The sequence below is a fragment of the Janthinobacterium salmonicoloratum genome, from assembly GCF_051380845.1.
Classification (GTDB): Bacteria; Pseudomonadota; Gammaproteobacteria; order Burkholderiales; family Burkholderiaceae_D; genus Janthinobacterium; species Janthinobacterium lividum_F.
The window spans coordinates 2,449,766-2,474,339 of record NZ_JBNYXV010000001.1 but is presented as its reverse complement, the minus strand read 5'-3'; the positions used below and the strand labels follow the sequence as shown (position 1 = coordinate 2,474,339).

Here is a 24,574-nt window from a genome sequence, read left to right as displayed (position 1 = left end):
GCTGTTTATGCATGGCAATAGTTCATCTCTGCAATATATTCTCGCAAAAATTCCCGTTTTGCCCTGGCCCAGCCGCCATTTTCGTCATTTTACGATGATGATCATCTTGGATTTTATGGTGAAAAGATTAAGTTTCATTTGTTTTCAAGGCGCGGCAAGGCGTGCGGCGGGATGCGCGGCAGTACAATTGCCGGATGAAAAAAATCCTCGCGGGTATCGATTTTGCGGACGATTCCAGCAGCGTGGCGCGCCAGCTGATCGGCGTGACCGTGCTGCTTGATGGCGTCGGCGGGCGCATTGTGGAAACGGAAGCGTATGACCGGCTCGATCCGGCCTCGCACACGTATGGGGGCATGACGCCGCGCAATGCGGCCATGTTCGGCCCGCCCGCGCACGCCTATGTCTACCGCTCGTACGGCATTCACTGGTGCCTGAACTTTGTGTGCCGCGAAGCGGGGCATGGCGCGGGCGTGCTGATCCGCGCCATCGAGCCGCTGGCAGGACTCGATGCCATGCGCGAACGGCGCGGCGTCGAAGATGTGCGGCTGCTGTGCTCGGGGCCGGGCAAGGTGTGCCAGGCGCTCGGTGTCTCGCATATGCATAACCGGCTGGCGCTCGATGCGCCGCCGTTCCTGCTGCTGGAGCGCGAGGACGAGGTGACGGTGCAGGCGGGGCCGCGCATCGGCATTTCAAAGGCGATGGACACGCCATGGCGCTTCGTGCTGGCCGATTCGCGCTACCTGAGCAAGCGGATGCGTACGCCTGTTATCTAGCTGCGCCGGTGCTGTGGCGCATCCATGGCGCCACGCTGGCCCGACTTTCCGCGTAGCGGGCTGTGCAGCGCGCGCCGTTCCGTTTTGACGGCGCCGGCTGGAAGCTGGAATGCCTCGTTCTCGGTGTGCCCGGCCAGCTTCGCGGGCTGCTCGTCCAAGGTGAACACGGCCACGGCCGCCGACAATTTGACGGCCTGGTCCTGCAAACTGGCTGCCGCCGCTGCCGCCTGCTCCACCAGGGCTGCATTTTGCTGGGTGACGTCATCCATTTGCGTGACGGCCTGATTCACTTCCGTGATGCCCGACGCCTGCTCGGCGCTGGCCTGTTTCACGCGCTGGATGATCTCATTGACTTGCTGCACCGATGCAACGATGGCGCCCATGCTGTCGCCCGCCTGCTGCACGGCCACGCTGCCGCCATCGATGGTGGTGACCGAGGTGGCGATCAGGGTCTTGATTTCCCTGGCCGCCTGCGCCGAGCGCTGCGCCAGGGTGCGCACTTCGGACGCCACCACGGCAAAGCCGCGGCCTTGCTCGCCCGCGCGCGCGGCTTCCACCGCCGCATTCAGCGCGAGGATATTGGTCTGGAAGGAAATGCCGTCAATCACGCCGATAATATCCACGATCTGGCGCGAATTGGCGCGTATGGTCGCCATCGTCGTCACCGCCTGTTGCATCGATACTCCCCCTTGCACTGCCAAGGTGGAGGCTTGCCCCGCCAGCTCGCAGGCCAGCTGGGCGTTGTCGGCGTTGTCATTGACGGCTCGCGTCAGCGCTTCCATGGCGCTCGACGTTTCCTCCAGCGAACTGGCTTGCATTTCCGTGCGTGCCGATAAATCCAGATTGCCGGTGGCAATTTCGTGCGAGGCCGCGTCGATCGATTGCACGGCCCCCATGATGGTGCGCAAGGTCTGGTTCAGGTGAGCGATGGTCTGGTCCAGCACGCGCGACGTGGCGGCGATCTCGTCATTGCCCGGTTTGGGCGCGCCAGCCATCAGCTTGCCCGCCGCCAAGTCTTGCACGGCGTCGGCAATGCCGCGAATTTCCGCCAGCATGGCGCGGCGTACCAGCATGGTCACCACGATGGAGACGAGGATCGATAGCAGCACCGTCAGCAGCAAGCTCCAGCCCAGGCTGCGAAACTCGGCGCTGGCTGTCGCATGGGCCTGGCTGCTGAGCGTCGTTTCCAGGGCCGATAGTTGCGCCAGCTGCGTATTGAACTGGACGAACTGGGTTTCCGCCTTGAGCATGGAATTGGTGGCGATCGACTGGTCCATCTGCGCCATTTCCATGGTTTCCAGCACGGCCTTGCGATAGCCGGCCAGTGCCGTGATGGCCGCATCGACCAGGGTGCGCTCGGCGCCCGTGGCCGTGGAACGCAGCGTGGCCAGCTGGGTGCCGATGGCCGCATGGCGCGCCTTGATCTGTTGCTCCAATGCATCGAGGCGGGCCTTGGCGAAGCTGCCATTTGTCCACGACAGCAACTGGTACATATTGCCGTGCACATGCCTGGCCTCGCCAAGTACGTCGGCCGCCGCCTTCAAATGCGTGATGCGCACCCGCACCATGTTTTCCAGCGAGGCATTTTGCCGCACCATGCCATACCAGGCGCCGCTCGAGCTGAGTATCAGCAGCAGCAAGACCAGGGCGGGTGCCAGCAATAATTTTGGTCCGATGCGTAGTGAATTGAGCATGCTTGACTCCTGGCTATGGCTGTTCCAACCGCCGGCAGCGCGTGGCGTGCGCGCGCCGCCCCGGCTTTATTTTTTGTAGATCCCCGCTTCCAGCACCACATCGTTGACGCGCAGGATGTACGTGGTCTTCGGCTCGATCTTGCCGCTGGTGGGATTCTTGTACTGGTAATCGACCCAGCCCTTGCCCTGTTTTTGCGCCAGCTCGATGATTTCACGGCGATATTTCTTGCCATTCGCATCGGGCACATCCGTCAAATCCTTGCCCACGATGGAAGGATTGATGGGGTGGGCCAGCACGATGCCCGTCTTGATGTCGCGCATGTCCACATACAGCGAACCCTGCACGAAGTCCGGGTCTTTCGCCGTGATTTTCTTCATCATTTCTTCCTTGCCATGTGCCTTCATGAAGGCGGCGCCCCGTTCGGCCATGGCGATGGCGTCTTTTTCCGTTGCTTCAACCGCGGCATTGACGCTGCCGCCGGCAAATGCCAGGCACAGCAGGCTGCCCGTGAATAAGCGTTTCATGAAAGCTCCTTGTGATATCGAGGGATATGTTGCCAAGTCGTAATTTACGTCGCCGACGCTTCCATCAAATTGCGATGGAACAAACTAAGGTGTTGCTTGTAGGCAGTATGCAACGTATCGAGCGCTTGTTGATATGTAGCAATTTGGTTCCGAATAGCAAGAACTATGATGACTTTCACAGCATGTCGAATGATGTGGCATGGGGGAGGAAGAGGCTGGAATTGGCTGATATAAGGCTGATTTCATGAAGGTTATCGCTATTTACTGGCAGGGAGACTATCGTGTCCGCACTCATTACCGAGCCGTTTTCACCCAAGTTCAAGCCGTATGCGCGGCACACCATTCAACAGGCGCGGCAGTGGGCATGGCTGCCGGAAGAGCAGCGCGAAGCCGTGCAAGTGGTGTCGCACGTCTTGCCATTTCGCACCAATGCCTATGTGCTCGATCAGTTGATCGACTGGCGCAACATCCCTGACGACCCCATCTATCGCCTTGTCTTCCCCCACCGCGACATGCTATCGCCCGAGCAGTATGCGCACTTGCGCGACCTGGTGCTGGTGCAACGGGACAAGGCTGCCATCGACGCCTATGTGCATGGCTTGCGCCTGGGCATGAATCCCCACCCGGCCGGCCAGATGACGCACAACGTGCCCCGGGTCAACGATGCGCCAGTGCGGGGCCTGCAGCATAAATATGCGCAGACGGTGCTGTTTTTCCCCAGCGCCGGCCAGACGTGCCACGCGTATTGCACCTTCTGCTTCCGCTGGCCCCAGTTCGTCGGCATGGACGACATGAAGTTTGATGCGCGCGAGTCGCATGAGCTGGCCGCCTACCTGAAACTGCATCCGGAAGTGACGGACGTGCTGATCACCGGCGGCGACCCGATGATCATGAATACGCGGCAACTGGCCGCCTACCTTGAGCCGCTGCTGGTGCCGGGCCTGGAACACATCCAGAACATCCGCATCGGTACCAAGGCGGTGGCGTATTGGCCGCAGCGCTTCGTTTCCGACCGCGATGCGGATGACCTGATGCGCCTGTTCGAGCGCATCGTCAAGGCGGGCAAGAACCTGGCCGTGATGGGCCATTACAGCCATGCCGTCGAGTTGCGCCAGGACATCGCCCAACAAGCCGTGAAACGCATCGTCTCCACGGGCGCCACCTTGCGCATGCAGGGGCCGCTGATCCGCCACATCAATGAAGACCCGGCAAGCTGGGCGGAACTATGGCAGACGGGTACGCGCCTGGGGGCGATTCCGTATTACATGTTTGTCGAACGCGATACGGGGCCGCGCGGCTATTTCGAGTTGCCCTTGGCGAAGGCGTACGAGATTTTCCAGGCCGCCTACCAGATGGTGTCGGGCCTGTCGCGCACGGTGCGCGGGCCCTCCATGAGTACTTTCCCTGGCAAGGTCGTCATCGATGGCATCGTTACCATCAATGGCGAAAAACTGTTTGCCCTGCAATTTTTGCAGGCGCGCAACCCGGACTGGGTGCGCCGGCCGTTTTATGCGAAATTCGATGCGGAAGCGACGTGGATGGACGATTTGAAGCCGGCCTTTGGCCACGACAAGTTTTTCTTTGAAACGGATGAGCCTATGCCGCAGCTGCCGCACAAAATCATCCGCCTGGCACGGGCCGCCTGAGCATGCACGGCGCCGGCGCCTCTTCCCGTTCCGGCGTGGCCGTGTTTTGTCTGGTGTTCCTGCCGTTCGCGCTCGGGCATTACCTGTCGTGCCTGCTACGCGGCGTCAATGCCGTACTGACGGCTGAACTGCTGGGCACCATCGCCCTGACCCCAGCCCAGCTGGGCCTGCTGACCAGCGCCTTTTTTCTCGCCTTTGCGCTGGTGCAATTGCCGATCGGCATGGCGCTCGACCGCTACGGTCCCCGCACGGTGCAACTGTGGCTGCTGGCACTGGCGGCCGTGGGCGTGTGGCTGTTCAGCCGGGGCCACAGTTTTGCCGAACTGATGTGGGCGCGCGCCTTGATGGGGGCAGGCCTGGGTGGCTGCTTCATGGCCGCAGTGAAAGCGATCTCGTGCGCCATTGCGCCATCTCGCCTGCCTTCCGTGCATGGCTACCTGATCGCCGTGGGCGGCCTGGGCGCGGCCACGGCCACCATGCCCGTCAAGTTGGCCCTGCATTACACGGACTGGCGCGGCGTCTTCTTGGGCCTGGCGCTGGCGGCGCTGGCCATCGGCTTGCTGATCCGCCTGCTGTCGCCAGCCATGCCCGTGCCTGCCGCCGCGCACGCGGTGAGCAAGGTCAGCGTGTGGAGCGTGTACCGCGATCCCGGTTTTCGCCGCACCATCGCGCTGATCCTGCTGCCGCACACGGTGTTCTTTGGCGTGCAGGGCTTGTGGGTGGGGCGCTGGCTGGCCGACGTGGGCGGCTTGTCCGATGACAGCGTGGCGTATCTGTTGTACCTGGGCATGGCGGCCGTCATCTTCGGCGCAATCGGCATGGGCATGTTAACGGAATGGGCTGGCCGGCGCGGCATTGAACCCATGCAAGTGGCGGCCGCCGGCATCGTCCTGTTTGTCGCCGTGCAAGTGGCGATGGCATGCAATGTGGTGCCTAGCCTGCCTTTGCTGTCCGTACTGTTTACCTTGCTGGGCACGGTGACTGGCCTCGAGTATGCGATCGTCGCGCAAAGCATGCCGGCCAGCTTGACGGGTAGGGCGGCCACCTGCTTGAATTTGCTCATTTTCACGGGCGCCTTCCTGGTGCAGGCGGGCTTTGGCTTGATCCTCGGCTGCTGGCCCTTGAACAGCCAGCAGCAGTATCCGCCGCAGGCGTACCAGGCGGCGTTTGGCGTGCTGGCGGCCTTGCAACTGCCGGGACTTGCGATGTTTTTCATCCACCGCTACAGGCGTGCCGGGCCATCCGGTAAAATGGCGGCCTGCACAGCGGCAATGATCAACTCCAAGGAAGACTATGAAACTCGTTCGTTATGGACGTCCAGGCAAGGAAAAACCGGGCCTGATCGATGAAGAAGGCAAACTGCGTGACCTGTCCGGCGTGATTGCCGATATTGACGGCGCACAACTGTCCGACAAGGCCCTGCGCAAGCTGGCCAAGCTCGACGAAAAGACCTTGCCCTTGGTGCGCGGCAATCCACGCTTCGGCGTGCCGCTGGCGAAAGTCGGCAAGTTCATCGGCATCGGCCTCAATTACGCGGATCACGCGGCCGAGTCCGGCATGCCGATTCCGGCCGAACCCATCGTCTTCATGAAGGCAATTACTTGCCTGAATGGCCCGGACGACAATGTCGTGTTGCCCAAAGGTTCCAAGAAGACAGACTGGGAAGTGGAGCTGGGCGTGATCATCGGCACGCGCGCGCAATACGTGAGCGAAGAGGATGCCCTGAAATACGTGGCCGGCTATTGCGTCGTCAACGACATTTCCGAGCGCTCGTTCCAGCTGGAGCGGGGCGGCCAGTGGGATAAAGGCAAAGGCTGCGACACCTTCGGCCCCGTCGGTCCGTGGCTGGTGACGCGCGATGAAGTCATCGACGAGCAGGACCTGGACCTGTATCTGGAAGTCAATGGCAAGCGCATGCAGACCGGAAATACGCAAACCATGATTTTCACGGTGGCGCAGATCGTCAGCTATTTGTCGCAATTCATGACCCTGGAACCGGGCGACGTCATCGCCACGGGCACGCCACCGGGCGTGGGCCAGGGCCGCAAGCCGCAGCGTTTCTTGAAAAAGGGTGACAGCATGCGCCTGGGCATCGCTGGCCTCGGCGAACAGCAGCAGGACGTGGTTGCCTGGACTGCCTGATGGCCGGTAGCGATATCGACCGTTTGCCGCCGCTGCCTTTGACGCAGCTGGACCCGCAGCAGCGCGCGGCCGCGCAAGCCATCATCGACGGTCCACGCGGGGCGCTTTACGGCCCCTTCGTGCCGCTGATCCGCAGCCCCGAGCTGATGGAAACGGCGCAGCGCATGGGCGAGTATCTGCGCTACCGCAGCGCCATTGGCACGCGGCTGTCGGAACTGGCGATCCTGGTCACGGCGCGCCAGTGGGACCAGCAAGTCGAGTGGGCCATCCACGCGCCGCTGGCCGTGCAGAACGGCATCGCGCAAGCGGCCGTGGACGCCATTGCCGCGCGGCGCGCACCGCTTGCCCTGAAAGAAGATGAGCAAGCCGTGCACGACTTTTGCATCGAGCTGCAGCAGAACAAGCGCGTCAGCGACGCCACGTATGCGCGCGCGCTGGCGCTGTTCGGTGAGCATGGCGTGGTCGACTTGATGGGCATCAATGGCTATTACACCTTCCTGGCCATGGTCATGAATGGCGCGCAGACGGCGGTCCCGGCCTTGGGCGTGCCGCCCTTGCCCGCCTGATTCGAGGACTTCTTCGGGAAAAGATGGACAAAGTGTAATGAAGTTGAAATTATTCAATATATAATTTTACTTCCCTTCCATTGCTAAAAAAGCTCAATGAAAACTCGTCCGTGCTCCACCCTGATGGGCCGCGCCTTCCTGGCGTTGGCCCTTTCTTTTTGTCCATTGATAATGGTGCGTGCGCTTGCCGCCGAGACTGCCGCCACCGCTAGCCCCAGCGCTTCCGCCCTGGAAAATTCCGTCGTCAAGGTGTTTTCCACCCTGCGGGGGCCAGACCCTTATAAACCCTGGAGCAAGGCTGCGCCGCAAGAGGTGACGGGCTCCGGCGTGGTCATCGAAGGCCGCCGCATCCTCACCAATGCCCACGTGGTCGGCTATGCCAGCCAGGTGCAGATCCAGGCGAATGGCGCTGGCGACAAGATACCGGCGACCGTGCTGGCCATCTCGCGCGGCATGGACCTGGCCTTGCTGAAAATCGACGACGACAGTTTTTTCGCCAGCCATAAAGCGGTGCCGCGCGCCAATGTCTTGCCGGACGTGCGCGATGCCGTGCTGGCGTATGGCTATCCGACGGGCGGCACCTCGTTGTCGATCACCAAGGGCATCGTCTCGCGCATCGAATTCGTGCGCTACAACTTCCCCGTGTCCGGCTTACGCATCCAGATCGATGCGGCCATTAATCCAGGCAATAGCGGCGGCCCCGTGATTGCTGGCGACAAGATGATCGGCCTGGCGTTTGCCGGCATGCTGAATGCGCAAAACATCGGCTACATCATCCCCAACGAGGAAATCGAGCTGTTCCTGCGCGACCAGGACAGTGGCGCGCCCCAGGGCAAGCCGGCCATGCGTGACGTGACGCAAACGCTGGAAAACCCCGCGCTGCGCACCTACCTGAAACTGGCCAGGGGCGTCGAGGGCGCTGTCGTGATGTCGCCGGCCAGCAAGGATGCCGCCTATCCGCTCAAGGAGTGGGATGTCATCACGCATATCGGCGATTTTCCCATCGACAACCAGGGCATGGTCAAGCTGAATGCCAACAGCCGCGTGCGCTTCCAGTACCGGGTGCAGCAACTGGCAAAAGACGGCCAGTTGCCGTTGACGGTGGTGCGCCAGGGCGCGCCCCTGAAAATCAAGGTGCCCGTCTCGGCGGCGCATCCGATGCTCATTAGCGGCCTGCAGGGCAATTACCCGTCCTATTTCATTTTTGGACCCATGGTATTTTCGCGCGCCAGCACGGAATTCATGGCGGCGCCGAATGGCAATCCAGCGATGCTGGGCGGCATGGCGTTTGCCGGCAATCCGCTGGCCACGCGGCGCGGCGATGCGCCTGATGGCGAGCGCGAAGAACTGGTGGTGATCGCCGCGCCGTTCTTCCCGCACAAGCTGATGAATGGCTACAGTACCCGTTTCTTCTCGGTCGTCGATTCCGTCAATGGCGTGCGCGTGCGCAGCCTGGCGCACCTGGTGGCCTTGCTGCGCGACCAGACGGATGAGTTGCTGACATTCCGTTTCCAGCAGCGCGATGCGGAAATGGTCGTCGTGCCCCGCAAGGACATGCTGGCAGCGACGGAATCGGTGCTGACGGACAACGGCATCCGCTCGGAAGCGTCGCCCGACATGCTGAAGATCTGGAATGCAAAAACGCCGGCGAACTGATCGTTCCCGGCGTTCCGTACAACAACAGGCGCGGCAGAAAGCTGCGCCTGTTTTATTTTATGCCAGCACTTTTTTCAGCCACGCGCCGATGGCGTCGATCTCTTCCTGGCACAGCGAATGCTGCATCATGTACTCGTGCCACTCCACCTTGTAACCCATGCCGGTGAGCAAGTCGCGCGACTGCTGTGCGCGGGCGATCGGCACTACCGGGTCGGCCGTGCCGTGCGCCATGAAGATGGGCGTTTGCAGGCTTGCCGGCGTGCGCTCAAGAGCCGTCTTGTCGGCCAGCGGCAGATAGCCGGACAGGCACATCAGGCCGGCCAGCGGTTCCGCATGGCGCAAGCCCGTTTGCAAGGTCATGGCGCAGCCTTGCGAGAAGCCGGCCAGGATGATGCGGCTGGCGGGAATGCCGCGTGCCTTTTCGCGTGCGATCAGCGCCTCGACCTGCGCCTGCGAGGCGCGTAAGCCGTTCTCGTCTTCGCGGCGCACGAGGTCGTTCACGAGGATGTCGTACCAGGCGCGCATCACATAACCGTTGTTGATGGTGACGGGCATGGTGCCGGCGCTGGGGAAAATGAAGCGGATGGCGGGGCAGCCGCGCAGGTCGAGTTCTTTCACCAGGGGCACGAAGTCGTTGCCGTCGGCGCCCAGGCCGTGCATCCAGATGATGGAGACGGTGGGGTTAGGTGCGCTGTCGAGTTCTATGGTTTCCAGCAAGGTGCTCATGTATTTTCCTCAGGTATGGGTTGCGCCGGACGCAGCGCCGATTTGGGACGGAAGGCCTTGCAGATGGCCGGATCGGTTTCCATGTAGGGACCACCGATGAGGTCGATGCAATACGGCACGGCGGCAAAGATGCCGTTGACCAGTTGCACGCCGTCGGCATCCTTCAAGCCTTCCAGGGTTTCCTTGATGGCTTTCGGTTGGCCCGGCAAGTTCATGATCAGGGCGGCGCGCTCGGGCGTCTCGCGGATCACGGCCACCTGGCGCGACAAGATCGCCGTCGGCACGAATTGCAGGCTGATCTGGCGCATCTGTTCGCCGAAACCGGGCATTTCCTTGGTCCCGACGCTGAGCGTGGCGTCCGGCGTCACATCGCGCCGCGCCGGGCCCGTGCCGCCCGTCGTCAGGATCAGATGGCAGTGGCTCAGGTCGACCATGTCGATCAGGGTGTTTTCAATTTGCGAGCGCTCGTCCGGGATCAAACGCTTTTCCAGGCGGAAAGGCGTGCGGATGGCGGCGGACAGCCAGCTTTCCAGGGCGGGGATGCCCAGGTCTTCATACACGCCGCCGCTGGCGCGGTCCGAGATCGACACGAGGCCGATAATCAATTCGTCTTCGAGAGTGGTGGACATCGGTCACCTATAAAAAGTCTGGAGTGTCTTAAAAACAATAAAACCGGGATTATCCCGGTTTTTTGTCCATCCTTGCGTTTCGGACGGTAAATTACTCGTCGTCTTCCGCTTCTGCGTCATCTTCGTCGGCATCTTTCTTGCCGCTGTTTTTCTTCTTGGCGATCTCTTTCAAGATCTGGAAGATTTCACGGTAGGCCTTTGGCGGCTTGTTCTCGGCCTGCTCCTTGCGGGCATTGCGGATCAGGGTGCGCAGGTGCTGCACGTCCAGTTCCGGGTTTTCCGACAGCAAGACGGTCAGGGCCTTGTCGTCCGTCAAGAGTTTGTCGCGGCGACGTTCCATCGCGTGCATATTGGCCGTGTCGGCTTTCGACAAGCCTTTCCAGCTATCGATGGTGCGTTGGATGGCGGCAACTTCTTCCTCATCCAGGGTGCGCATCTTCTTGCCCACGTATTGCAGCTGGCGGCGGCGGCCTTCGTGATCCTTGATTTGCTGGCATTCGAGAATGGCGTCGCGCACGTCTTCCGGCATCGGGACGCGCTTGACGCGGTCGCGTGCCTCATTGACGAGTTCTTCGCCCAGCTTTTGCAGGACGGTCATCTGGCGCTTGAGTTCCGACTTCGAAGGACGTTCATATTCCTGTTCGAATTCGGTGGATTGGAAGCCGCAAGCTCCCCGGTTTGGATTTGGCATGATAAGGCGGGATTGGCCGCGTAGGCCGCACCTGTAAACTGTAAACGACTGCTATGATAACCTTTTTAGCGGCTTTCCGAAGAAAACAGCGCATGAACGACTCCGTATTTACCCATAGTCAAGAGCAATTGCAGCAACTAGCCCGTGATGTGTTGTCTTTTGCACGGGAAGCGGGCGGCACCGACGCAGCCGTAGAAGTCAGTGTAGGCGGTGGCCTGTCCGTTTCTGTACGAAAAGGCAAGATCGAGACGATCGAGCAAAACAAGGACAAGGGCATGGGCGTGACCGTGTTTGTCGGCAAGAAGCGCGGCAATGCCAGCACCTCCGACTTTTCGCCATCCGCCCTGCGCGCCACGGTGGACGCCGCCTACAACATCGCCCGCTTCACGGCCGAGGACGATTGCGCGGGCCTGGCCGACGCCGACATGCTGGAAATGTCCCCCCGTGACTTGCAACTGTTCTATCCCTGGCTGATTTCCACCGAGGAAGCCGTCGTGCTGGCCCAGCGGGCCGAAGCGGCCGCGTTCGCCGTCGATCCGCGCATCACGAACAGCGAGGGGGCCAGCGTGCATGTGCAGCAATCGCACTTTGTGTCCGCCAATTCGCGCGGCTTCATCGGCGGCTACCCGTTTTCGCGCCACACCCTGTCCGTGGCGCCCATCGCCGGCAAGGGGGCGAAGATGCAGCGCGACGACTGGTATTCGTCCGTGCGCGACGCCGCCAAGATGTCGAGCCCGGAAGCCATCGGCCGCTATGCCGCCGAGCGCGCCCTGTCGCGCCTGAACGCGCGCAAACTGGGCACGCGCACCTGTCCCGTGCTGTTCGAAGCACCGCTGGCGGCCGGTTTGCTCGGTACCTATGTGCAAGCGACCTCGGGCGGCGCCCTGTACCGCAAATCCACTTTCCTGAACGATTCCCTGGGCACGCAAGTGCTGCCCTCGCACGTGCAGATCTTTGAAGACCCGCACGTGATCGGCGGCGTCGGTTCCGCGCCGTTCGACGAGGAGGGCGTGAAAACCGTCAGCCGCGACGTCGTCAAGGATGGCGTGGTGCAAGGCTATTTCCTGTCGACTTACACGGCCCGCAAGCTGGGCATGCAGACGACGGGCAACGCGGGCGGTTCGCACAATCTGTACCTGACCTCGAACCTGACGGCCGCCACTGACGATTTTAGTGCCATGCTGAAAAAGCTGGGCACGGGCTTGCTGGTGACCGAACTGATGGGGCAAGGAACCAATTACGTGACGGGCGACTATTCGCGCGGCGCCTCCGGTTTCTGGGTGGAAAATGGTGTGATCCAGTATCCGGTGGAAGAAATCACTATCGCTGGCAACATGAAGGACATGCTGCGCAACATCGTTGCCGTGGGCGCAGATACCTTGCGCCGTGGAACCAAAGAGACGGGTTCCATCCTCATCGAGAGCATGGTGGTGGCGGGCGGTTGAACGGAGACATTCCTCCCCTCAGAAGGCGCCGCTGGCGCCTTTTTTCTTGTCCCTGTGGTTTTTCGGGCAGCGATCTGATCGTCATACGGCGGAAATATTCGCTTCGTATGATGTGGCCACCTGACGTTATTTGCGTGATTTAGATGCTTTTAATGTAAGTAAGCCGAACTTCGTGATATTTCATGCAAGATGCGAATCTTGCAGTGACGCGTTGTTGTTGATCCAACCTGCATAGTGAACTCACCATGACCTACTCCCGTACCCGCATCGCCCGCGCGGTGGCCCTGTTGTGTGCCATGAACGCCCTGTTCTCCACCCAGGCGCAAGCCCATGGCGATGCGACCGCCGCACCAGCTGCCGCCAGCGATACCCTGGAAGCACCGCAAGCGGTGATCGTCACCGGCACGCGCGGCAGCAACCGCACGCAGTTCGACACCATGGCGCCCGTGGATGTGTTTAACCGCGAAGATATTGGCGCCGTCGAATCGTCGGACTTGAACGATGTGCTGGCGCAATTGGTTCCCTCGTATGTGGTGCAGCGCTTGCCGATGGCCGATGGGCAAGTCTTCGTGCGTCCAGCCACTTTGCGCGGCCTGTCGCCGGACCAGACCCTGGTGCTGATCAATGGCAAGCGCTTCCACCGTAGCGCCCTGCTGGGCGCGCGCGGCGCGCAAGCGCCGGACCTGGCGCAGATTCCCGTGTCCGCCATCAAGCGCATCGAAGTGCTGCGCGATGGCGCTTCGGCCCAGTACGGCTCCGATGCGATTGCCGGCGTGATCAACATCATCCTCGACGATACGCTGGGTACGGAGCTTTCCTTGCACCACTCGCAATATTCGGAAGGCGACGGCAAGGGCAACGAGCTCAACCTGAAGACGGGCTTTGTGTTTGGCGAAACGGGCAAGGCGACGATTTTCGGCGCGCTGGCCCAGTCCGACCCCACCTCGCGCACGCGCCAGCGGGCGGACGCCATCGCCTTCCAGAACGCCCATCCGGCGCTGAAGGTGCCGAATCCCGTGCAGCGCTGGGGCCAGCCTGAGCTCGACAGCAAGCGCATCGGTTTCAATGCCAGCATGGCCCTGTCCGACACTGTGGACCTGTACGGTTTCGGCCTGTTCAGCCGCAGCGACGGCACCTCGGACTTCAACTGGAGGAATCCCGACACCAGCACGGGCGCGTATAAAACCAGCAGCCTGTTCCCCGGCTGGGATTTGCGCAGCCTGTATCCGCTTGGTTTCAGCCCCAGTTATTCTAACGACCAGGATGATTTGCAACTGGTGGCCGGTGTGCGTGGTCGCTTCAACGAGCGCTTCGGTTGGGATGTGAGCGCTTCCTACGGCCGCAACCGCATCAACTATAACTTGGCCAATTCCATCAACGCCTCGATGGGGCCGACCAGCCCGACGTCGTTTTACCTGGGCCAGTTGTCGCAGGCGGAAAAGATTCTCAACGCCAATTTTAATTATGAATTGCCCGTGGCATCCTTGCCGCAACCGGTGAACATCGCGTTTGGCGCGGAAGCGCGCAATGAATCCTATGGCGTGAAGGCGGGCGATGCGGCCTCGTGGACGGTGGGGCCGGGCGCGGCCATCGGCCTCGATGCGAACGCGAACGGCGCACCGGGCTTCAGCGACCGCCAGGCGGGCAGTTGGGGCCAGGATAGTTATGCCGCCTACCTGGACGTGGAAGTGCCCGTCAGCAAGGCCCTGAGCCTGGGCGGCGCCGCCCGCTACGAGCATTTCTCGGAATTTGGCAGCACCGTCAACGGCAAGTTGTCGGCCCGTTACGCCTTAAGCGCCGACATGGCCCTGCGCGGCTCCTACTCGACGGGTTTCCGTGCGCCAACGCCCGGCCAGTCGAACACCAACAGCACGAATCAAGGCCTCGACACCAAGACCCTGCTGTTGTTTACCAGCGGCCGCCTGGCCAACAACGACCCGCTGGCCATCCTGCTCGGTGCGCAGGCGCTGAAGCCGGAAAAATCGAAAAACCTGTCGCTGGGCTTTACGTGGAAGACGCCCGGTGGTTTTTCCGGTTCCATCGACGTGTATGACATCAAGGTCAGCGACCGCTTCAGCACGTCCGCCGCGTTTGCCGTGCCCGCTGGCGTGGCCAACCCGTTGCGCTACACCTCCGTCAGCTATTTCACGAACGACTTCGACACCACCACGCGCGGCATCGATATCGTCGGCAGCCACCTGAGCCGTATTGGTGACGGCAAGCTGAACCTGACCCTGGCCTACAACTACAACACCACCAAGGTCGATGGCGGCAAGTCCAGCCTGGTGACCAATCCGGCCCAGCGCCAGGTGTTCGAAGAGCGCCTGCCGCGCCAGAAAGCCACCATCAGCGGCAACTATGACCTGGGCAACTGGAATACCCTGGCCCGCGTCCGCTATTACGGCGCTTGGACGGACAATTCCGGCAATGCGACGGGCGATATCTTCCAGCGCTTTGGCGCCATGCAATTTCTTGACCTGGCCGCCAGCTACAAGATCAGTGACAAGCAGTCCGTGCGCGTGGGCATCGACAACGTGCTGGACAAGTATCCTGATGAAGCAAGCTTCCAGGCCAGCCGCGGTCTGATCTATTCGCGCAATGCGCCGTACGACACGGACGGGCGCAACCTGTACGTCGAGTACAAAGTGAAATTTTAAGGGGAGATGATGATGAATCCACAACGCCGCGCCTTGTTGCGCGCGGGTTCGCTGGCGGCTGCGCTGCCCTTGACGGCGGGCGCAGTATCGGCGGCGGCGTCCGCCGCCGCCTTGGCTCCCCCCTTGCCACCGTTGCCACTGGTGCCCACCGGCACCACGCCGGAGATGCTTGCCAGCAACCAGGCTTACTGGCAGGCCGTGGCCGCGCAATACGACACTACCGATGCCATCGTGCAACTGGACAACGCCTTCTGGGGTTCGATGGCCAGGCCCGTGCTGCGTCATTACGAGCAGCAATTGAGCATGGTCAACCGCGACAACGCCTGGTATGCGCGCATGCGCTTTCCTGCCGATTTCGAGGCGGCGCGCGCGGCGGCGGCCAGGGCGCTGGGCGTGGCTACCGATGAAATCGTGCTGACGCGGGGCGCCACGGAAGCGCTGCAAGTCTTGATCGCCGGCTACAACCGCCTTCAGCCGGGCGATGCGGTGCTGTACGCGGATATCGATTACGACAATATGATCACCGTCACGCGTTGGTTGCAGCAGCGGCGCGGCGCCCAGGTGGTATCGATTGACATCCCGGAACCGTTTACGCATGACAATGTGCTTGCTGCCTATGTTGCCGCCATGGAGCGTTATCCGAAGCTGAAATTGATGCTGCTCACGCATGTCAATCACCGCAACGGCATGGTCTTGCCAGTGGCCGAGATCAGCCGCCTGGCGCGCGCGCGGGGCATCGATGTCATCGTCGATACGGCGCACGGCTTTGGCCAGCTGGACATGACGATACCCGACTTGCAGGCGGACTTTGCCGGCATCAACCTGCACAAATGGATAGGCGCGCCCGTGGGTGTGGGCGCTGCCTACATCAAGCGGGGCAGGGTGGCCGATATCGACCCTTATCTTGGAGAAAAGGCGGGCGACGACATCCGCACCCGCGTGCATACGGGCACGGTCAATTTCGCCGCCTACTTGAGCTTGCCGGCGGCGCTGGACTTGCACGCGCAAATCGGCGTGGCCAACAAGCAAGCGCGGCTTCGGCTGCTGCGCAACCGCTGGGTGGAAGCGGCACGCGGCATCGATGGCATCGAAGTGCTGGCGTCATCCGATCCGCGCCTGACGAGCGCCATCGCCTCGTTCCGCTTAAAGGGCAAGACCAGCGTGGCCGACAGTTATGCCCTGTCGAAAAAGCTGGTGCAGGAATACGGCATCTTTGCCGTGCCGCGTGACGGTCTCGCCAGCGGCGCGTGCGTGCGCGTCACGCCGGGCATCTTTACGCCCGCGTCGCATCTGGACCGCTTGGTCGATGCCCTGCGCAAGGTGGCGCGCGGGTAGTTGCCAAGGGTGGGGGCGTTCCGGCGCTGGAACGCCCCACGCTTTACTGCTGGATTTGATAGCCATCCGTCAGGGGGCAAAAACTTCACCATATCCTCGATCTCGCCCGCCGCCGGCGCCGGCGCCATGCCGCGCTTGCGGTCGAACGGTGCTTCCTTGACGTTCACGTTGGCGTGGTACCTGGCGGGCACGTCATTGAATTTCTGCACTTTTCCTCGCTTGTCGCATTGGCTATTTCATGCGCTGCCAGCAACGGTCGCTCCGCCTGTTCTGCCAGGCTGGCGGCGCGGCCGTCGCGGTTGATGCCGCCGTTGGGCGCGCCTTCCTCATCAAAGCGGAAGGGCGGATTGTGTTCCAGGTAGCGCAGCGATGGCGTGGCGCGGTAGCCGTGCGCCTGGCCATCGGCGCCGCCCAGTTGTATGGCCAGCTTGTTGCCGAGCGCATGAGCGCGAGCCGGGTCATGGCAACTGGCGCACGACTGCGTGCCCGAAGCGGACAGGCTGGCATCGTGGAAGGTGCGCCGCCCCAGCTGTGCTGGCAGGGCTGAGTTCGGCAGCCGTACCTGGCATGCCGTGCAAGCCAACAAGCAAGAATATGCATGCGTGTGCAAATCAGGCCGGTGAAAATCGCGTTTCAGCGCGTGGCTGGTCTTTGATGGTCATATGCGGTGTAGTTATCGGCAAGGGGAGGGACAAACAATGCTGCGCCCAGCATAGGCAGCTATGGCAGGCGTGGCAACGATGAGCGATGCTGCGTTGCACAAGAAGAAGGCGGGGGAACAACCGGCGGCAGAGGTGCCGCCGGCCTGGCCCGTCGTGCTTGACGGGCCGGTGTCATGCGTCAATCAGGCGCGCAGTGTGGACAGTATCGGTTGCAGCACGGCCGCGCCCAGGGCGGCGCTGCGGGCACCGCTCCAGCCCGTTTGCGGGTCGGGATCGTTGGCGTTGTCCTTGAACGGCAGTTCCAGGGTCAGCGACAGGCAGCCGAAGGCGTGCGTGATGTGGGGCGAACCCATGGTCAGGACTTCCGGCGTGAACGGGCCGTCTTCATAGCCGTGCTCATCCTGGAAGTCGGGGCTGGCCACCTTGAAGTCGGCGATGAAGCGGTCTTGCTCGGCCTTCTGTGCGGGCGTGAAATTTTCCAGCGCATCGCTGCCGGCCACGAAGACGTATGGCAAGCCTTCGTCGCCATGCACGTCGAGGAACAGGTCGCAGCCGATTTCATGCATTTTCTGTTTCACCAGGAACACTTCCGGGCTGCGCTCCATGGTCGGCGTCATCCATTCGCGGTTCAGGTTGGCGCCGGCCGCGTTGGTGCGCAGGTTGCCATGTACGGAACCGTCCGGGTTCATGTTCGGCACCACGTAGAAGACGGCGTCCTGCAGGCACTGGCGGGCAAACGGATTGGCCTGGTCCAGCAAGGCTTCGAGCATGCCTTCGACAAACCATTCAGCCATCGTTTCACCCGGATGCTGGCGTGCGATGACCCAGACTTTTTTCTCGGCATCGGCATCGGCGTCGCCGACCACCAGCAGATTCATGTCGCGGCCTTCCACGGTGCTGCCCAGGTCGATCAGGCGCACCAGCGGCGACGCTTGCGCGCTGTCGATCAGGGCCAGGTGGCGGTCCCATGGATACGGTTCGAAGTAGGCGTAGTACACGCTTTCTTCTTCCGGCGTATGTTCGATGGTCATCACGGCGCCGTCAAAGCTGGTGGGCACGCGGAACCAGGTTTCGCGGTCGTAGCTGGCCACGGCCTGGTAATCTTTCCAGCCGTCCGGGTAGGCCGACTTGCCTGCATTCATGAAGCGGATCGTGCACGCCTCGCCTTGCGCGCCTTGCAGGCGGAAGTAAAACCACTGCGTGATGTCGGCGTGGGAATCCTTGCGGATGTTCAGCTCGATGGATTGGGCATCGTCGGCGCGCAGCACCTCGATCGCGCCGGCGTCGAATTGCTGGCTGATTTTAATGGTCATGAGTGTTCCTGATAAAAACGTATGGGTTTTGCATCGTGTGCAATGGCGCGATGATACCTGTTTTGCGATGGCCTTTGTGCTGGCGCAAACGATAACGGAGGTGCTTTGCTAACGTGGAAGCTCCTTGGGCAAGGGCACGACCTTGCAGGAATTGCTGCGCATCATACGTTTCCCCGGCTATACGACGCCGGCCGAATTCACCTTCAGCGTCGCCATCCTCGACACCATGCTGGTGCAGGCCATTGCGCTGGAAAAGCTGGGGCAGGATTTGTTGGCTGGGGCGAAGCAAGTCGTAGCCGTGAACAGGCAGTGAGCGCAAGCAGTGACTTATTCCTGGACATTTTCTCAGGTGTTCAGCCCGCCAAAACGCTCGTAGAACCACGGCTCGACATCCGGGGCCTGCGCATCCTCGCGCCGCAAGGTGGCCAGGATATGTTCCTCGGCGGCCGCATACGTGAGGCGGTACAGGTCGCGCGCCAGCGCATAGGCTTGCGTGCCGGGCCACGGTTCGGGCAACAGCTCGACGGGCAGTTGCGGGTCGTGCAACTGCACGCGGCGGTAGGCGTGCGTCAGCAGCGAGCGGATGACGAACGCTTGCTCGGCATCGAACACGGGCGCTTCTTGCAGCAGAGTCAGCAGCGGCTGGAAGCTGGCGATGAATTTTTCGTAGCCCGCCATCACTTCCGACAAGTCCCAGCAGTCGCCCACCATGTCACGCAGGGGACGCGTGCTTACGCCCGGCAATTCCGTGGTGTGGCAGACATACAGCTTGCCCTGCACCTCGTTGCGCACGAGAATATCTTCCAGCGCCTCCGTATTGCTGGCCGGGTGGCCAAAGATGCCGGGAGAGATCAGGCCGTAGCCCGCCCACAATAATTCCTTGCGCAGCGCCCCCCGCTCAGCGGCGCCGATGCTGCCGGCCGGCCCGATCACCAGGGTCCAGCTGCCATCCCAGTGCACGACCAGCGGCGCATAGATGCGGCGATAGGCGCGTTCGAAGCGGGCCAGCGCCTCCGGGCGTATCGTATAGGCGCTGCGGCGGCCGTCGCGCTGCGAGCTGAGCCAGCCTTCCTGCGCCAGGCGGAACACGCTGGTGCGCAATAAACGGTCATTGACGCCGAAGGGCGCCAGCAGTTCGATCAGGCTGCCCAGCCAGATGGCGCCACCGCGCGGCACGATGGCGTCGCCAAAGATGGTCATCACCAGAGACTTCGAGCGTGGTGGGTCACTTTCCAGGAAATCGGCTATCCATGCCGTGCAGCGGGTGTTCTTCATGTGGTTCCGGTCTGGCCGTGTTGCGGTCGGTTCAATAAAAGCAGCAGTTTACTTGGCTGCGCGGGTAGCGCGGCAATAATTTTCCGGAAGCGCTGGTGGCCCTCCGTAGTGTTCTCATAAGCAATATCATACGCACAAAAAAGCTGCACAAGATACGAATTTTTAAAATGATTCATATCAAGTGTATGCAAATCGTTTTTTGTATCGTATTATCTGTTCATCGCACCGCGTTGCTGCGCAAAATCAAAGACATGGGAGACAGATCATGTACGCACAAATGGTTGAAACCGGCCTCAAGAACGTCCGCTCCATCGACGACATGGGCCAGGAAGAGCGCGCTTTCCAGGCGCGCATCGACGAAGGTATCAAGATCGAGGCCAAGGACTGGATGCCGGACGCCTACCGCAAGACCCTGATCCGCCAGATTTCGCAGCACGCGCACTCGGAAATCGTCGGCCAATTGCCGGAGGGCAATTGGGTCACGCGCGCGCCGACCCTGAAACGCAAGTCCATCCTGCTGGCGAAGATCCAGGACGAAGCGGGTCACGGCCTGTACCTGTATAGCGCTGCGGAAACCTTGGGCGTGTCGCGCGACGACTTGCTGGCTGCCTTGCACTCGGGCAAAGCCAAATATTCCAGCATCTTTAACTATCCCACCTTGTCGTGGGCCGACATGGGCGCCATCGGCTGGCTGGTCGACGGCTCCGCCATCATCAACCAGATTCCCCTGTGCCGCTGCTCGTATGGCCCGTATGCGCGCGCCATGATCCGCGTCTGCAAGGAAGAATCGTTCCATGCGCGCCAGGGCTACGACATCATGATGTCGCTGTGCAAGGGCACGCCAGAGCAGAAAGCCATGGCGCAGGATGCGCTGAACCGCTGGTGGTGGCCGTCCCTGATGATGTTCGGTCCGTCCGACGCCGCTTCCGTCAACAGCGCCCAATCGGCGCAATGGCGCATCAAGCTGTTCTCGAACGATGAATTGCGCCAGCGCATGGTCGACCAGACCGTGCCGCAAATCGAATACCTGGGCCTGACCGTGCCCGATCCCGACCTGAAGTTCAATGCAGAAACGGGCCATTATGAATTCGGCGAAATCGACTGGTCCGAGTTCAACAATGTCTTGAAGGGCAATGGCCCGTGCAACCGCGAACGTTTGCAAACACGCGTGAAAGCGTATGAAGACGGTGTATGGTTCCGCGATGCCTTGGTCGCCTACGCAGACAAGCAAGCCGCTAGCAAAGCGGCAGCCTGAATATCAATAAGACAGATAGGGGATAGCAACATGAGCAAAGAATGGCCATTGTGGGAAGTTTTCATCCGCAGCCAGCACGGTCTGGCGCACAAGCATGTGGGCAGCCTGCACGCTTCCGACGCCACCATGGCGGTCAATCATGCGCGCGACGTCTACACGCGCCGCAATGAAGGCGTGAGCATCTGGGTGGTGCGCGCGGCCGATATCGTCGCCAGCAGCCCGGGCGACAAGGGCGCCCTGTTCGAACCGTCGAACAGCAAGGTGTACCGCCATCCCACTTTCTTCCCGATGCCGGAAGAAGTCAAGAACCTGTGATGGGAGCGCCTGTAATGGATGACAAAGTCAATTACCTCCTGCGCCTGGGCGACAACGCTCTGATCCTCAGCCAGCAGCTGTCGCAGCTGTGCGGCAAGGGCCCGGCGCTGGAAGAAGACATGGCGCTGACCAATGTGGCGCTGGACTTGCTGGGCCAGACGCGCTTGTGGTTTAGCTATGCGGCCGAACTGGAAAACGCGGGCCGCGACGAGGACGACATCGCCTTTCTGCGCGACGCCCACGACTTCAAGAACTGCCTGCTGGTCGAACAGCCGAACGGCAATTACGCCGACACCATGATGCGCCAGTTCTTCTTCGACAGCTGGCACTACTTCCAGCTGCTGGAACTGAGCAAATCGGCTGACGCGCGCATCGTCGAAGTGGCGCAAAAGTCGGTCAAGGAAGTCACGTATCACCTGCGCCGCAGCGGCGACCTGATCGTGCGTCTCGGCGACGGCACGGCGGACAGCCACGCGAAAACGCAGGCCGCCGCCGACAAGCTGTGGATGTTCACGGGCGAGATGTTCAAGTACGACGCCGTCGACCAGGCCATGGTCGCCGCCGGCATCGCGCCGCCATCGGACGTTTTGCGCCGGGCTTTCCTCGAACACGTGGCCGAGATCTTCGCCGAAGCGACGCTTGTCATGCCGGCGCCCGACGCCTGGATGCAAAAGGGTGGCAAGCAGGGCACGCACACGGAACACCTGGGTTTTATTCTGGCCGAAATGCAGTTCCTGCAGCGCGCCTATCCCGGGGCGGAGTGGTAATGAACACGGCCGCGGCAGCGCTGGACGCCGCCCAAGTCTGGACCTGGCTGGGCGACGTGCCGGACCCGGAAATCCCCGTCATTTCGGTGGTGGACCTGGGCATCGTGCGCGCCGTCGATGTCGTTGGCAGCGACGAGTGCATCGTGACGATCACGCCCACGTATTCGGGCTGCCCGGCCATGCAGGTGATCGCCGACGCCGTCACGGAGGCCTTGCGCAGCCATGGCGTGGCCAAGGTGACCCTTGTGAACCAGCTGGCGCCCGCCTGGACCACGGACTGGATGAGCGAATCGGGCAAGGCCAAGCTGAAAGGCTATGGCATCGCCCCGCCGCAGCAGCAGGTGATCGACATCAGCGGCCTTCGTAGCGGAACAGCGGGTGGGGTCAAACGCCAGGCGATGCCAAAGCTGGACGTGATCTGCCCGAACTGCGGTTCCACGCATACGCAGCTGACCAGCCAGTTCGGCTCCACGCCGTGCAAGGCCCTGTACAAATGCCTGGCTTGCCGCGAACCGTTTGACTACTTCAAGTGCCACTAAAAAAATCAGGCACACGTTCCGAAGAAACTGGAGATGAAGCATGAGTAAATTTTATCCGCTGTGCGTATCGAACGTTCGCAACGAAACGCGCGACACCATCGCCGTCACGTTCGACGTGCCAGCGGAACTGCAGCAGCAGTTCCGCTTCCAGCAGGGCCAGCACCTGACCCTGCGCGCCAATATCAATGCAGAAGACGTGCGCCGCTCGTATTCCATCTGTTCGGCGGTGCAGGACGGCACCCTGCGCGTGGCCATCAAGCGCACGCCGGGCGGTGCCTTTTCCACCTGGGCGAATGACACTCTGAAAGCCGGCGCCACCATCGAGGTGATGCCGCCCATGGGCCACTTCAACGTGCCGCTCGACTGCGTCAACCGCAAGCACTACCTGGCGTTTGCGGCCGGCAGTGGCATCACGCCCATCCTCTCCATCATCAAGACGACCCTGCTGACGGAACCCCTGAGCCGTTTCACCCTGTTCTACGGCAACCGCGCCTCGTCGTCCGTCATCTTCAAGGAAGAATTGACGGACTTGAAGGACGTATACCTGGAGCGCCTGAACCTGGTCTACGTGATGAGCCGCGAGCAGCAGGATATCGAATTGTTCAACGGCCGCATCACGCAGGAAAAATGCGAGCAATTCCTGCAGCACTGGATCCGTGTCGAAGACTACGACAACGCCTTCATCTGCGGCCCGGAAGACATGATGCTGGGCGTCTCCGCCGCCTTGCAGGCGGCCGGCATGCCGAAGCAAAATATCAAGATCGAACTGTTCGCCGCCAGCATCCCGAAAAACGCCCACAAGCCGCGCGCGCAGCTCGATGCGGGCGCCGTGAAGGAAACGGAAGTGACCGTCATCATGGATGGCAACCACACCACCTTCACGATGGACAAGGACAAGGAATCCATCCTCGATGCGGGTCTGCGTCAGGGCATCGACATGCGCTACTCGTGCAAGGGTGGCGTATGCTCGACCTGCCGCTGCAAGATACTCGACGGCAAGGTCGAGATGGATGTCAACTACGCGCTGGAAGACTATGAAGTGGCGCGCGGCTTCGTCCTCAGCTGCCAGAGTTTCCCGCTCACCGACAAGGTCGTGGTCGACTTCGACCAGGCTGAATAAAGCCGGCGCAGGGCTGGTGCCCTGCCGTACCCATTAAAAAGCGAGACGCCATGAGCTACCAAAACATCCTCTTCACCATCGAGCAGGGCATCGCCACCCTGACCCTGAACCGCCCCGACAAGCTCAACAGTTTTACGCAAGCCATGCACGAGGAAGTGCGTGACGCGATAGCGAAAGTCAATGCCGACAGTGCCGTGCGCGTCTTCGTGCTGACTGGCGCGGGCCGCGGCTTTTGCGCGGGCCAGGATCTGTCCGACCGCGCCGTGGAACCCGGCTCGAAGGGCGTGGACCTGGGCGAGTCGGTGGAAAAGAACTATGCGCCGCTGGTGCTGGCCTTGAAGGCCTTGCCGATGCCCGTGATTTGCGCCGTCAACGGCGTGGCCGCCGGCGCGGGCGCCAACCTGGCGCTGGCGTGCGACATCGTCATCGCCGGCAAGTCGGCCAGTTTCGTGGAAGTGTTCTGCAAACTGGGCCTGATCCCGGACACGGGCGGCACCTTCTTCCTGCCACGCCTGATCGGTTCGGCGCGCGCCATGGGCCTGGCCATGCTCGGCGAAAAACTGACGGCGGAAAAAGCGGAAGACTGGGGCTTGATCTGGAAATGCGTGGACGACGCGCAGCTGGCGGAAGAAACGCGCAAGCTGGCCGTGCACTTTTCCACGGCGCCGACCAAGGGCCTGGCCTATACCAAGCAGGCGCTGGCCGCCAGCGGCGCGAATACCTTGCCGCAGCAGCTGGCGTTGGAAGCGCGCATGATGAGCGATCTCGGTAACAGCGACGATTACCGCGAAGGCGTGGCCGCCTTCATGGAAAAGCGTGTACCGCAATTCAAGGGACATTGAT

At 61.6% G+C, this 24,574-nt stretch carries 24 protein-coding genes; 16 read left to right on the top strand and 8 right to left on the bottom strand.

Annotated features, from left to right (window positions below; genetic code table 11):
* The first annotated feature begins 194 nt into the window (after nucleotides 1-194).
* Nucleotides 195-773: a DNA-3-methyladenine glycosylase gene (locus ACQ4WY_RS11435; protein WP_436504083.1), complete on the top strand. Its 579-nt coding sequence runs from the start codon at nucleotides 195-197 to the stop codon at nucleotides 771-773.
* On the opposite strand, the gene ACQ4WY_RS11430 is transcribed toward ACQ4WY_RS11435, so the two are convergent.
* On the bottom strand, nucleotides 770-2,467 hold the full coding sequence (locus ACQ4WY_RS11430; protein WP_436504082.1) for a methyl-accepting chemotaxis protein: 1,698 nt from the start codon (nucleotides 2,465-2,467) through the stop codon (nucleotides 770-772). The two genes, ACQ4WY_RS11435 and ACQ4WY_RS11430, sit on opposite strands and share 4 nt — an antisense overlap.
* A gap of 66 nt (nucleotides 2,468-2,533) precedes the next feature.
* Entirely contained in the window at nucleotides 2,534-2,992 is a 459-nt protein-coding gene (locus ACQ4WY_RS11425) for a cache domain-containing protein (protein ID WP_100874540.1), read from the bottom strand.
* A gap of 281 nt (nucleotides 2,993-3,273) precedes the next feature.
* Between ACQ4WY_RS11425 and ACQ4WY_RS11420 the strand changes: the two genes are divergently transcribed.
* The 5 genes from ACQ4WY_RS11420 to ACQ4WY_RS11400 all read left to right on the top strand — a co-directional run bounded on the left by ACQ4WY_RS11420 (nucleotide 3,274) and on the right by ACQ4WY_RS11400 (nucleotide 9,002).
* On the top strand, nucleotides 3,274-4,638 hold the full coding sequence (locus ACQ4WY_RS11420) for a KamA family radical SAM protein (protein WP_436504081.1): 1,365 nt from the start codon (nucleotides 3,274-3,276) through the stop codon (nucleotides 4,636-4,638).
* A gap of 2 nt (nucleotides 4,639-4,640) precedes the next feature.
* The gene (locus tag ACQ4WY_RS11415; RefSeq protein WP_436504080.1) at nucleotides 4,641-5,987 is read left to right on the top strand and encodes an MFS transporter; all 1,347 of its coding nucleotides are present in this window, start codon (nucleotides 4,641-4,643) and stop codon (nucleotides 5,985-5,987) included.
* Entirely contained in the window at nucleotides 5,932-6,780 is an 849-nt protein-coding gene (locus ACQ4WY_RS11410; RefSeq protein ID WP_289913062.1) for a fumarylacetoacetate hydrolase family protein, read from the top strand. Before ACQ4WY_RS11415 ends, ACQ4WY_RS11410 begins: the two co-directional genes overlap by 56 nt.
* A complete protein-coding gene (locus tag ACQ4WY_RS11405) occupies nucleotides 6,780-7,346 on the top strand; it encodes a carboxymuconolactone decarboxylase family protein (RefSeq protein ID WP_436504079.1) in 567 nt (188 codons plus the stop codon). Before ACQ4WY_RS11410 ends, ACQ4WY_RS11405 begins: the two co-directional genes overlap by 1 nt.
* A gap of 96 nt (nucleotides 7,347-7,442) precedes the next feature.
* A complete protein-coding gene (locus ACQ4WY_RS11400) occupies nucleotides 7,443-9,002 on the top strand; it encodes a S1C family serine protease (RefSeq protein ID WP_436504078.1) in 1,560 nt (519 codons plus the stop codon).
* 57 nt (nucleotides 9,003-9,059) lie between these two features.
* Here ACQ4WY_RS11400 and ACQ4WY_RS11395 read toward each other — a convergent pair whose 3' ends face one another.
* From ACQ4WY_RS11395 to yjgA, 3 genes are all read right to left on the bottom strand, one after another.
* Complete coding sequence (locus tag ACQ4WY_RS11395) at nucleotides 9,060-9,728, bottom strand: alpha/beta hydrolase (RefSeq protein WP_436504077.1); 669 nt, start codon at nucleotides 9,726-9,728, stop codon at nucleotides 9,060-9,062.
* Nucleotides 9,725-10,357 (bottom strand): molybdopterin adenylyltransferase, encoded by a 633-nt coding sequence (gene mog / locus ACQ4WY_RS11390; protein WP_353659910.1) that lies wholly within the window; start codon nucleotides 10,355-10,357, stop codon nucleotides 9,725-9,727. The genes ACQ4WY_RS11395 and mog overlap by 4 nt, the downstream gene beginning before the upstream one ends.
* 91 nt (nucleotides 10,358-10,448) lie before the next feature.
* A complete protein-coding gene (yjgA, locus tag ACQ4WY_RS11385; RefSeq protein WP_353659911.1) occupies nucleotides 10,449-11,048 on the bottom strand; it encodes a ribosome biogenesis factor YjgA in 600 nt (199 codons plus the stop codon).
* Between the two features lie 92 nt (nucleotides 11,049-11,140).
* On the opposite strand from yjgA, the gene pmbA reads away from it, so the two are divergent.
* The 3 genes from pmbA (at nucleotide 11,141) to ACQ4WY_RS11370 (ending at nucleotide 16,485) form a co-directional block, all read left to right on the top strand.
* On the top strand, nucleotides 11,141-12,493 hold the full coding sequence (pmbA, locus tag ACQ4WY_RS11380; RefSeq protein WP_436504076.1) for a metalloprotease PmbA: 1,353 nt from the start codon (nucleotides 11,141-11,143) through the stop codon (nucleotides 12,491-12,493).
* A gap of 245 nt (nucleotides 12,494-12,738) precedes the next feature.
* A complete protein-coding gene (locus tag ACQ4WY_RS11375) occupies nucleotides 12,739-15,150 on the top strand; it encodes a TonB-dependent receptor plug domain-containing protein (protein ID WP_436504075.1) in 2,412 nt (803 codons plus the stop codon).
* A gap of 12 nt (nucleotides 15,151-15,162) precedes the next feature.
* The gene (locus ACQ4WY_RS11370) at nucleotides 15,163-16,485 is read left to right on the top strand and encodes an aminotransferase class V-fold PLP-dependent enzyme (RefSeq protein ID WP_436504074.1); all 1,323 of its coding nucleotides are present in this window, start codon (nucleotides 15,163-15,165) and stop codon (nucleotides 16,483-16,485) included.
* A gap of 163 nt (nucleotides 16,486-16,648) precedes the next feature.
* Here ACQ4WY_RS11370 and ACQ4WY_RS11365 read toward each other — a convergent pair whose 3' ends face one another.
* Together ACQ4WY_RS11365 and ACQ4WY_RS11360 are read right to left on the bottom strand one after the other, a co-directional pair.
* Nucleotides 16,649-17,071 carry a cytochrome c peroxidase gene (locus ACQ4WY_RS11365; protein ID WP_436504073.1) on the bottom strand — a complete coding sequence of 141 codons (423 nt, stop codon included), beginning with the start codon at nucleotides 17,069-17,071 and terminating at the stop codon, nucleotides 16,649-16,651.
* 258 nt (nucleotides 17,072-17,329) lie between these two features.
* Complete coding sequence (locus ACQ4WY_RS11360; RefSeq protein WP_436504072.1) at nucleotides 17,330-18,460, bottom strand: M14 family metallopeptidase; 1,131 nt, start codon at nucleotides 18,458-18,460, stop codon at nucleotides 17,330-17,332.
* A gap of 124 nt (nucleotides 18,461-18,584) precedes the next feature.
* On the opposite strand from ACQ4WY_RS11360, the gene ACQ4WY_RS11355 reads away from it, so the two are divergent.
* Complete coding sequence (locus tag ACQ4WY_RS11355; RefSeq protein WP_436504071.1) at nucleotides 18,585-18,773, top strand: hypothetical protein; 189 nt, start codon at nucleotides 18,585-18,587, stop codon at nucleotides 18,771-18,773.
* 32 nt (nucleotides 18,774-18,805) lie between these two features.
* Here the strand turns inward: ACQ4WY_RS11355 and paaX are convergent, their stop codons facing one another.
* Nucleotides 18,806-19,735 carry a phenylacetic acid degradation operon negative regulatory protein PaaX gene (gene paaX / locus ACQ4WY_RS11350; protein WP_436504070.1) on the bottom strand — a complete coding sequence of 310 codons (930 nt, stop codon included), beginning with the start codon at nucleotides 19,733-19,735 and terminating at the stop codon, nucleotides 18,806-18,808.
* A 265-nt stretch (nucleotides 19,736-20,000) separates the two neighbouring features.
* Here paaX and paaA point away from each other — a divergent pair, with 265 nt between their 5' ends.
* Genes paaA through paaG form a run of 6 tightly spaced genes read left to right on the top strand, consistent with a single transcriptional unit; the run spans nucleotide 20,001 to nucleotide 24,573 of the window.
* The gene (gene paaA / locus ACQ4WY_RS11345) at nucleotides 20,001-20,990 is read left to right on the top strand and encodes a 1,2-phenylacetyl-CoA epoxidase subunit PaaA (protein WP_436504068.1); all 990 of its coding nucleotides are present in this window, start codon (nucleotides 20,001-20,003) and stop codon (nucleotides 20,988-20,990) included.
* A 30-nt stretch (nucleotides 20,991-21,020) separates the two neighbouring features.
* On the top strand, nucleotides 21,021-21,305 hold the full coding sequence (gene paaB / locus ACQ4WY_RS11340) for a 1,2-phenylacetyl-CoA epoxidase subunit PaaB (protein ID WP_034746356.1): 285 nt from the start codon (nucleotides 21,021-21,023) through the stop codon (nucleotides 21,303-21,305).
* 14 nt (nucleotides 21,306-21,319) lie between these two features.
* Complete coding sequence (gene paaC, locus ACQ4WY_RS11335; RefSeq protein ID WP_436504067.1) at nucleotides 21,320-22,072, top strand: 1,2-phenylacetyl-CoA epoxidase subunit PaaC; 753 nt, start codon at nucleotides 21,320-21,322, stop codon at nucleotides 22,070-22,072.
* Entirely contained in the window at nucleotides 22,072-22,611 is a 540-nt protein-coding gene (gene paaD, locus ACQ4WY_RS11330) for a 1,2-phenylacetyl-CoA epoxidase subunit PaaD (protein ID WP_436504066.1), read from the top strand. The genes paaC and paaD overlap by 1 nt, the downstream gene beginning before the upstream one ends.
* Before the next feature lie 40 nt (nucleotides 22,612-22,651).
* Nucleotides 22,652-23,731, top strand: coding sequence for a 1,2-phenylacetyl-CoA epoxidase subunit PaaE (gene paaE / locus ACQ4WY_RS11325; protein ID WP_436504065.1), 1,080 nt, complete (start codon nucleotides 22,652-22,654; stop codon nucleotides 23,729-23,731).
* A gap of 50 nt (nucleotides 23,732-23,781) precedes the next feature.
* Nucleotides 23,782-24,573, top strand: coding sequence for a 2-(1,2-epoxy-1,2-dihydrophenyl)acetyl-CoA isomerase PaaG (paaG, locus tag ACQ4WY_RS11320; protein ID WP_436504064.1), 792 nt, complete (start codon nucleotides 23,782-23,784; stop codon nucleotides 24,571-24,573).
* Nucleotide 24,574 lies beyond the last annotated feature (1 nt).

Bases quoted from the DNA above. Each gene is read 5' to 3' on its own strand.
- ACQ4WY_RS11435 (WP_436504083.1), top strand. From the start codon at position 195: ATGAAAAAAATCCTCGCGGGTATCGATTTTGCGGACGATTCCAGCAGC.
- ACQ4WY_RS11430 (WP_436504082.1), bottom strand. From the start codon at position 2,467: ATGCTCAATTCACTACGCATCGGACCAAAATTATTGCTGGCACCCGCC.
- ACQ4WY_RS11425 (WP_100874540.1), bottom strand. From the start codon at position 2,992: ATGAAACGCTTATTCACGGGCAGCCTGCTGTGCCTGGCATTTGCCGGC.
- ACQ4WY_RS11415 (WP_436504080.1), top strand. From the start codon at position 4,641: ATGCACGGCGCCGGCGCCTCTTCCCGTTCCGGCGTGGCCGTGTTTTGT.
- ACQ4WY_RS11410 (WP_289913062.1), top strand. From the start codon at position 5,932: ATGAAACTCGTTCGTTATGGACGTCCAGGCAAGGAAAAACCGGGCCTG.
- ACQ4WY_RS11405 (WP_436504079.1), top strand. From the start codon at position 6,780: ATGGCCGGTAGCGATATCGACCGTTTGCCGCCGCTGCCTTTGACGCAG.
- ACQ4WY_RS11400 (WP_436504078.1), top strand. From the start codon at position 7,443: ATGAAAACTCGTCCGTGCTCCACCCTGATGGGCCGCGCCTTCCTGGCG.
- ACQ4WY_RS11395 (WP_436504077.1), bottom strand. From the start codon at position 9,728: ATGAGCACCTTGCTGGAAACCATAGAACTCGACAGCGCACCTAACCCC.
- mog (WP_353659910.1), bottom strand. From the start codon at position 10,357: ATGTCCACCACTCTCGAAGACGAATTGATTATCGGCCTCGTGTCGATC.
- yjgA (WP_353659911.1), bottom strand. From the start codon at position 11,048: ATGCCAAATCCAAACCGGGGAGCTTGCGGCTTCCAATCCACCGAATTC.
- pmbA (WP_436504076.1), top strand. From the start codon at position 11,141: ATGAACGACTCCGTATTTACCCATAGTCAAGAGCAATTGCAGCAACTA.
- ACQ4WY_RS11375 (WP_436504075.1), top strand. From the start codon at position 12,739: ATGACCTACTCCCGTACCCGCATCGCCCGCGCGGTGGCCCTGTTGTGT.
- ACQ4WY_RS11370 (WP_436504074.1), top strand. From the start codon at position 15,163: ATGAATCCACAACGCCGCGCCTTGTTGCGCGCGGGTTCGCTGGCGGCT.
- ACQ4WY_RS11360 (WP_436504072.1), bottom strand. From the start codon at position 18,460: ATGACCATTAAAATCAGCCAGCAATTCGACGCCGGCGCGATCGAGGTG.
- paaX (WP_436504070.1), bottom strand. From the start codon at position 19,735: ATGAAGAACACCCGCTGCACGGCATGGATAGCCGATTTCCTGGAAAGT.
- paaA (WP_436504068.1), top strand. From the start codon at position 20,001: ATGTACGCACAAATGGTTGAAACCGGCCTCAAGAACGTCCGCTCCATC.
- paaB (WP_034746356.1), top strand. From the start codon at position 21,021: ATGAGCAAAGAATGGCCATTGTGGGAAGTTTTCATCCGCAGCCAGCAC.
- paaC (WP_436504067.1), top strand. From the start codon at position 21,320: ATGGATGACAAAGTCAATTACCTCCTGCGCCTGGGCGACAACGCTCTG.
- paaD (WP_436504066.1), top strand. From the start codon at position 22,072: ATGAACACGGCCGCGGCAGCGCTGGACGCCGCCCAAGTCTGGACCTGG.
- paaE (WP_436504065.1), top strand. From the start codon at position 22,652: ATGAGTAAATTTTATCCGCTGTGCGTATCGAACGTTCGCAACGAAACG.
- paaG (WP_436504064.1), top strand. From the start codon at position 23,782: ATGAGCTACCAAAACATCCTCTTCACCATCGAGCAGGGCATCGCCACC.